This window comes from Actinomycetota bacterium, assembly GCA_005774595.1.
Classification (GTDB): domain Bacteria; phylum Actinomycetota; class Coriobacteriia; order Anaerosomatales; family D1FN1-002; genus D1FN1-002.
Window position 1 is genome coordinate 1 of the sequence record VAUM01000094.1, and the last position, 6,406, is coordinate 6,406.

A 6,406-nucleotide genomic window follows, 5' to 3' on the forward strand; every position below is an offset into this window, starting at 1 on the left:
GCCCAAGGGCGCGCTGTTCGCCGAGAGCGTCGCAGCCCTCGCGGACGCCGGCCTCGACACCGGCGACCTGGGCGACCCCGGCCGGCGCCTCGTCATCGACACGCCGGACGCGCGCTTCGTCATCGGCAAGCCGACCGACATCCCCATCTACGTCGCGCACGGCGCCGTGGACTGCGGCATCGCGGGCGCGGACGTGCTGGCCGAGTCGGAGCTCGACGTCGTCGAGATGGCGGACCTGCGCTTCGGCGGCTGCCGCTTCGTCGTGGCGGGCCTGGCCGCCGGCCCGGCGCAGCCCGCCGCCCGCACGGGCGCGCTGCGCGTCGCCACGAAGTACCCGCGCGTCGCGGAGGCGTACTTCGGCGCCCGCGGCGTCCAGACCGAGATCGTGCGCCTCAACGGCAACATCGAGATCGCGCCGCTCATCGGCTTGGCCGACGTCATCGTCGACATCACCGCCACCGGCACGACGCTGCGTGAGAACGGCCTCGTCGAGACCGCCGAGGTCATGGCGAGCACGGCGCGCTTCATCGCCAACCCCGTGTCGCTGCGCCTGCGGCCCGAGGTCACCGCGCTCGCCGGGTCGCTCGCCGCGGGCACGTCCGCCCACGGGTAGAATGGTCACGGCGCGAAGGGGCGCGGCCACGCGGACTTCGCCGGAAGCGCCGCTGACCCACGAGGAGGGATCCGCACCCATGTTGCGACGCATAGACCTCACGCGCGGACAGCGCCTCACCGAGGCCGACCTCGTGCGCTCAGGCGGCATCGACGCCGAGGTGCTCGGCGTGGCGCAGCGCATCGTCGACGACGTGCGCGCGCGCGGCGACGAGGCCCTGCGCGAGTACACCAAGCAGCTCGACAAGGCGGACATCGGCGTCATCCGTGTCTCGGAGGCCGAGATCGAGGCGGCCGTGGCCGCCGTGGGCGACGACTTCCTCGACTCGGTGTCGGCCGCCGCCGACGCTATCGAGGACTTCCACCGCCGCCAGGTGCCGCAGTCCTGGTTCACGCCCGGCGACGGCGGCGTCTTCCTCGGAGTGAAGGTCACGCCCATCCGCCGCGTCGGCATCTACGTGCCGGGCGGGCGGGCCCGCTACCCGTCCTCGGTGCTCATGAACGCCATCCCGGCGATCGTCGCCGGCGTCGACGAGATCGCCATGGTCTGCCCGCCGGACGCCGAGGGCGGCGTGTCGCCGTACACGCTGGCCGCCGCGCAGATCGCCGGCGTCGACGAGGTCTACCGGGTCGGCGGCGCTCAGGCCGTCGCCGCGTTGGCGTACGGCACCGAGTCGATACCGCGCGTCGACAAGATCACCGGCCCGGGCAACGCGTACGTGACCGCCGCGAAGAAGCTCGTGATGGGCGAGGTGGGCATCGACATGCTCGCCGGCCCTTCCGAGGTCCTCGTGCTCGCGGACGACACCGCCGTGCCCGCCTTCGTCGCGGTCGACCTGATGGCCCAGGCGGAGCACGACCCGCGCGCGGCCACCTACCTCGTCACCACCGACCCGGATCTGCCCGACGCGGTCACGGAGGCGCTCGAGGTGCTGCTCGGCGAGGCGCCGCGCGCCGACGTCATCCGCCGCTCGCTCACCGACAACGGCGTGGCCGTGGTCTGCCCCGACATCGGCGTGGCGATCGACGTCGCCAACGTGATCGCCCCCGAGCACCTCGAGGTGCAGTGCGCCGACCCGTTCGACCTGCTCGGCGCGATCCGCAACGCGGGCGCGATCTTCCTCGGGCCGTGGACGCCCGAGTCGATCGGCGACTACGTGGCCGGGCCCAACCACGTCCTGCCCACCGGCGGCACGGCGCGGTTCTCCTCGCCGCTGTCCGTCGACGACTTCGTGAAGAAGTCCTCGGTCATCTCGTACTCGTTCGAGGCGCTCGAGGTCGACGGCCCGATCTGCATGGCCATCGCCGAGGCCGAAGGGCTCTACGCCCACGGCGAGGCGGTCGGGCTGCGGCTCGCGTCCGTCATGGAGGAGATCGACGTCGAGGGCGAACTCGCCGAGCTGCTCGACGAGGACGACGAGGACGACGAGGGCGGCGAGTAGCGTGGGACGCCTGCGGCCGCCGCGGCGCGAGCTCGAAGGGCTCGTCGCCTACGATGCCAAGGACGTGCACGCCGACGTCTACCTGCACGCGAACGAGAACCCGCTCGATCTGCCGGGCGAGGTGCTGGACAAGCTCGCCAAGCGGCTGCGCGACGTCGGCTTCAACCGGTACCCGGACCCGCTCGCCAACGGCCTGCGGGACCTGATCGCCGAGGCGAACGGCCTGGAGCGCGGCAACGTGCTCATCGGCAACGGCGGCGACGAGCTCATCTTCGACCTGCTGCTGGCCTGGGGCGGGCCGGGACGCACGCTGCTCGACCTGCCGCCGACGTTCTCGATGTACGCCATCGACGCGCGCGTGACCGGCACGCAGCTGGTCGAGATCGCGCGCGACCCGCGGGACTTCTCGGTGGATGAGGCCGCGGTGCTCGAGCGCGCCGCCGGTGGCGACATCGACATCGTCGTGGTGTCGAACCCCAACAACCCGACCGGCAACCTCGTGCCCGAGACGTTCCTCATCGACCTGCTCAAGTCCACCGACGCGCTCGTGCTCGTCGACGAGGCGTACTTCGAGTTCTCGAGGCACACGATGCGGCCGCACATGGACCGGCACCCGAACCTCGTCATCCTGCGCACGTTCTCCAAGGCGTTCTCGCTCGCGGGGATGCGGGTGGGCTACCTGCTCGGTTCGGCCGACGTCGTCACCGAACTGACCAAGGTGCGGCAGCCGTACTCGGTGGACCGGATGTCGCAGACCGTGGCGCGCATGGTGTTCAAGGAGCGCGCCGTGTTCGAGGCCGGCATCCGCGACATCATGCGCCGCCGCGACGTGCTGCTCCACGGGCTGTCGTCGCTGCCCGGCGTGACAGCTTTCACTTCCGAGGCGAACTTCGTGCTCTTCCGCGTGGAGCATGCCTCGGCGGTCTGGCGCGACCTGCTGCACGGCCACGGTGTGCTCGTGCGCGACTTCTCGCGCACGCCGGGCCTGGAGGACTGCCTGCGGGTGACCGTGGGCACCGATGAGGAGATCGCGCGGTTCCTCGCGGGGATGGACGAGATCCTGGCCTCGCGCGCGGCGGCCGAGCACTTCGGCGCGAGCGCGCGGGCGAAGCGTCACGAGGACTGACGGTACGGCGACGGAAGGGGGCGGCGAGCACATGGGCCGCATGGCGACGATAGAGCGCAAGACCCGCGAGACGGACATCATGGTCGCGATAGACCTCGACGGCTCGGGCGTGTGCGCCGTGGACACGGGCGTGCCGTTCTTCGACCACATGCTCGACGCGCTCGGGCGCCACGCGCTGCTCGACCTGACCGTGAAGGCGGCAGGCGACCTCGAGATCGACGCGCACCACACCGTCGAGGACGTGGGCATCTGCCTCGGGGCGGCCATCGCCGAGGCGCTCGGCGACAAGCGGGGCATCACGCGGTTCGGCTCGGCGATGGTGCCGATGGACGAGGCGCTGGTCGCGTGCGCCATCGACATCTCCGGCCGAGGAGGGCTCGTCTACGAGGTGGACCTGCCCATCGAGATCATCGGGACCTTCGATACCTCGCTGGCGCGCGAGTTCATGACCGCGCTCGCGATGAACGCGGGCATGACCGTGCACGTCGTCGGGATGGCGGGCGGCAACGCGCACCACATCGTCGAGGCCGCGTTCAAGGCGTTCGCGCGTGCGTTGTACGCGGCGATCGCCATCGACCCGCGCGTCGCCGGCGTGCCGTCGACCAAGGGAGCGCTGTGACGCACCCGTGATCGCCGTCGTCGACTACCGGATGGGCAACCTGCGCAGCGTGCAGAAGGGCTTCGAGCACGCCGGGGTGGCCGACGTCCGCGTGACGGGCGACCCGACCGTGGTCGCGGCCGCCGACGGCATCGTGCTGCCGGGCGTGGGCGCGTTCCGCGACGCGGCGGCGAACCTGCGCTCCTCGGGCGTGCGCGAGGTCATGCTCGAGCGCGTGGCGGCGGGCGTGCCGTTCCTCGGCATCTGCCTCGGCCTGCAGCTGCTGTGCGACACCGGGTACGAGGACGGCGAGTGGGAGGGCCTGCACCTCGTTCCGGGGGAGTGCACGCGGCTGCCCGCGGGCGTGAAGGTGCCGCACATGGGCTGGAACACGGTCGAGTACCCGAACCCCTCGCGCCTGTTCGACGGCGTGCCCGAGTCCACGGCGTTCTACTTCGTGCACAGCTACCGCCTCGAGCCGGCCGACGAGACGGCTATCATCGGCTCGACCGAGTACGGCGTGAGGTTCGCTTCGGCCGTGCAGTCCGGCAACGTGCATGCGGTCCAGTTCCACCCCGAGAAGTCCTCGTCGGCGGGCCTGCGCGTGCTGGCGAACTTCGGAAGCATCGTTGCGGAGAGGAGTGCCGAAGCGTGATCGTCTTCCCGGCCATCGACATCCTCGACGGGCGCGCGGTGCGGCTGCAGCAGGGCCGCCTCGACGCCGTCACGGTGTACAACGACGACCCGGTCGACCAGGCGCGGCAGTGGGTCGACGGCGGCGCCGAGTGGCTGCACGTCGTCGACCTCGACGGCGCGGTCCTGGGCGAGCCGCGCAACATCGACGTGGTGCGCAGGATCGTCGCGCACGCAGGCATCCCCGTGCAGGTCGGCGGAGGCATCCGCACGATGGAGACCATCCGCACCTACCTCGACGCCGGCGTGGAGCGTGTGGTGCTCGGCACGACGCTCGTCACGCACCCCGAACTCGTCGCCGAGGCGTGCCGCGAGTCGTGCGAGCACATCGTGGCCGGCATCGACGCCCGCGACGGCAAGGTCGCGATCGAAGGCTGGCGCGAGGGCACCGACCACGGCGTCTACGAGCTCATCCGCGACCTGCAGGTGCTCGGCGTCGGCCGCGTGGCGTACACGGACATCTCGCGCGACGGCACGCAGACCGGCGTGAACTACGGCGCGTACCGGGCGCTCGTGGGCCAGGTGGACATCCCCGTCATCGCGAGCGGCGGTGTGTCGACGCTCGACGACATCCGCGACCTGCTCACGATCGGCCCGCAGGTCGAAGGCGTGATCGTCGGGCGCGCGCTCTACGAGCGCAGCTTCACGCTGCCCGAGGCGCTCGCCGTCGCCCGCGGCGAGGCGTAGGCGCGGCCCGGCGTGCTGATGAAGCGCGTCATACCGTGCCTCGACGTGCACGCCGGCCGCGTGGTCAAGGGCGTGAACTTCGTGAACCTGCGCGACGCGGGCGACCCGGTCGAGCTCGCCGCGGTCTACGACCGCGAGGGCGCCGACGAGCTCGTCTTCCTCGACATCACCGCCACGCACGAGGAGCGCCCGTACATGCTCGACGTGGCGACGCGCACCGCTGAGGAGGTCTTCATCCCGTACACGGTCGGCGGCGGGATGCGCTCGGCTGCCGACATCCGTGCGATGCTCGCGGCCGGCTGCGACAAGATCTCGATGAACTCGGCGGCGGTCGCGGACCCCGGCCTCATCACCGAGACGGCCCGCATCTACGGCTCGCAGTGCATCGTGGTCGCGATCGACGCCAAGCGCGCGGCGGGAGACGTCGAGCGCTGGGAGGTCTACGTCTCGGGCGGGCGCACCGCGACCGGCATCGACGCGGTCGAGTGGGCGCGGGAGGCCGAAGCGCGCGGCTCGGGCGAGATCCTGCTCACGAGCATGGACCGCGACGGCACCAAGGACGGCTTCGACATCCCGCTCACGCGGGCGATCACCCGCGCCGTCAACATCCCGGTCATCGCGTCGGGCGGGGCGGGCGAGCTCGAGCACTTCGCCGAGGCGGTCATCGAAGCCGACGCCGACGCGGTGCTCGCCGCGAGCGTCTTCCACTTCGGCGAGTTCTCGATCCGGCAGGTCAAGGAGTCGATGGCGTCGCACGGCGTGCCCGTGCGGCTGTGACAGGAGGCATCACGTGACCGACCGCGAGCGCGACGCGCTGCAGATCGCCGACCTGAAGTACGACGACGCCGGGCTGATCCCGGCCGTGATCCAGCAGCACGACACCGGCGAGGTGCTGATGGTGGCGTGGATGAACTCCGAGTCGCTGGCCAAGACGCTCGAGACGCGGCGCACGTGGTTCTGGAGCCGCAGCCGCTCCAAGTACTGGATGAAGGGCGAGGAGTCCGGCAACGTCCAGGAGGTCCTCGACGTGAGGTACGACTGCGACGCGGACTGCCTGCTCGTCGCCGTCGACCAGGTCGGCAGCGGCGTGGCGTGCCACACCGGCGAGCGCTCGTGCTTCTACCGCTCGCTCACGGACCCGGACGCGGGCGCGTCCGCGGCGCCCGACGGCATCGGCGCGGTCCTCGGCCAGCACGAGCGCGTGCTGCGGCAGCGCAAGGCGGACATGCCCGAGGGCTCGTACACCGC

The 6,406-nt window shown here is 71.5% G+C and carries 8 protein-coding genes; all 8 read left to right on the forward strand.

Translation table 11 applies throughout. From position 1 onward, the window contains the following. Nucleotides 1-613, forward strand: a 613-nt coding sequence (locus tag FDZ70_05175) for an ATP phosphoribosyltransferase (protein TLM77525.1), incomplete at its 5' end; no start/stop codon positions are given. Between the two features lie 79 nt (nucleotides 614-692). After that, complete coding sequence (hisD, locus tag FDZ70_05180) at nucleotides 693-2,054, forward strand: histidinol dehydrogenase (protein ID TLM77526.1); 1,362 nt, start codon at nucleotides 693-695, stop codon at nucleotides 2,052-2,054. Nucleotide 2,055: 1 nt separating this feature from the next. Continuing rightward, entirely contained in the window at nucleotides 2,056-3,180 is a 1,125-nt protein-coding gene (gene hisC, locus FDZ70_05185; protein TLM77527.1) for a histidinol-phosphate transaminase, read from the forward strand. Nucleotides 3,181-3,211: 31 nt separating this feature from the next. Then, nucleotides 3,212-3,799, forward strand: coding sequence for an imidazoleglycerol-phosphate dehydratase HisB (gene hisB / locus FDZ70_05190; GenBank protein TLM77528.1), 588 nt, complete (start codon nucleotides 3,212-3,214; stop codon nucleotides 3,797-3,799). A 7-nt stretch (nucleotides 3,800-3,806) separates the two neighbouring features. Beyond that, nucleotides 3,807-4,433, forward strand: coding sequence for an imidazole glycerol phosphate synthase subunit HisH (gene hisH / locus FDZ70_05195; protein ID TLM77529.1), 627 nt, complete (start codon nucleotides 3,807-3,809; stop codon nucleotides 4,431-4,433). Then, complete coding sequence (gene hisA / locus FDZ70_05200) at nucleotides 4,430-5,158, forward strand: 1-(5-phosphoribosyl)-5-[(5-phosphoribosylamino)methylideneamino]imidazole-4-carboxamide isomerase (GenBank protein ID TLM77530.1); 729 nt, start codon at nucleotides 4,430-4,432, stop codon at nucleotides 5,156-5,158. Before hisH ends, hisA begins: the two co-directional genes overlap by 4 nt. A gap of 12 nt (nucleotides 5,159-5,170) precedes the next feature. Next, nucleotides 5,171-5,935, forward strand: coding sequence for an imidazole glycerol phosphate synthase subunit HisF (hisF, locus tag FDZ70_05205; GenBank protein ID TLM77531.1), 765 nt, complete (start codon nucleotides 5,171-5,173; stop codon nucleotides 5,933-5,935). A 13-nt stretch (nucleotides 5,936-5,948) separates the two neighbouring features. Further along, the coding region (gene hisI, locus FDZ70_05210) for a phosphoribosyl-AMP cyclohydrolase (GenBank protein ID TLM77532.1) at nucleotides 5,949-6,406 on the forward strand (458 nt) is incomplete at its 3' end.

What these genes read in the sequence shown, in the direction of transcription:
- hisB (TLM77528.1), top strand. Translation starts at nt 3,212, where the DNA reads ATGGGCCGCATGGCGACGATAGAGCGCAAGACCCGCGAGACGGACATC.
- hisD (TLM77526.1), top strand. Translation starts at nt 693, where the DNA reads ATGTTGCGACGCATAGACCTCACGCGCGGACAGCGCCTCACCGAGGCC.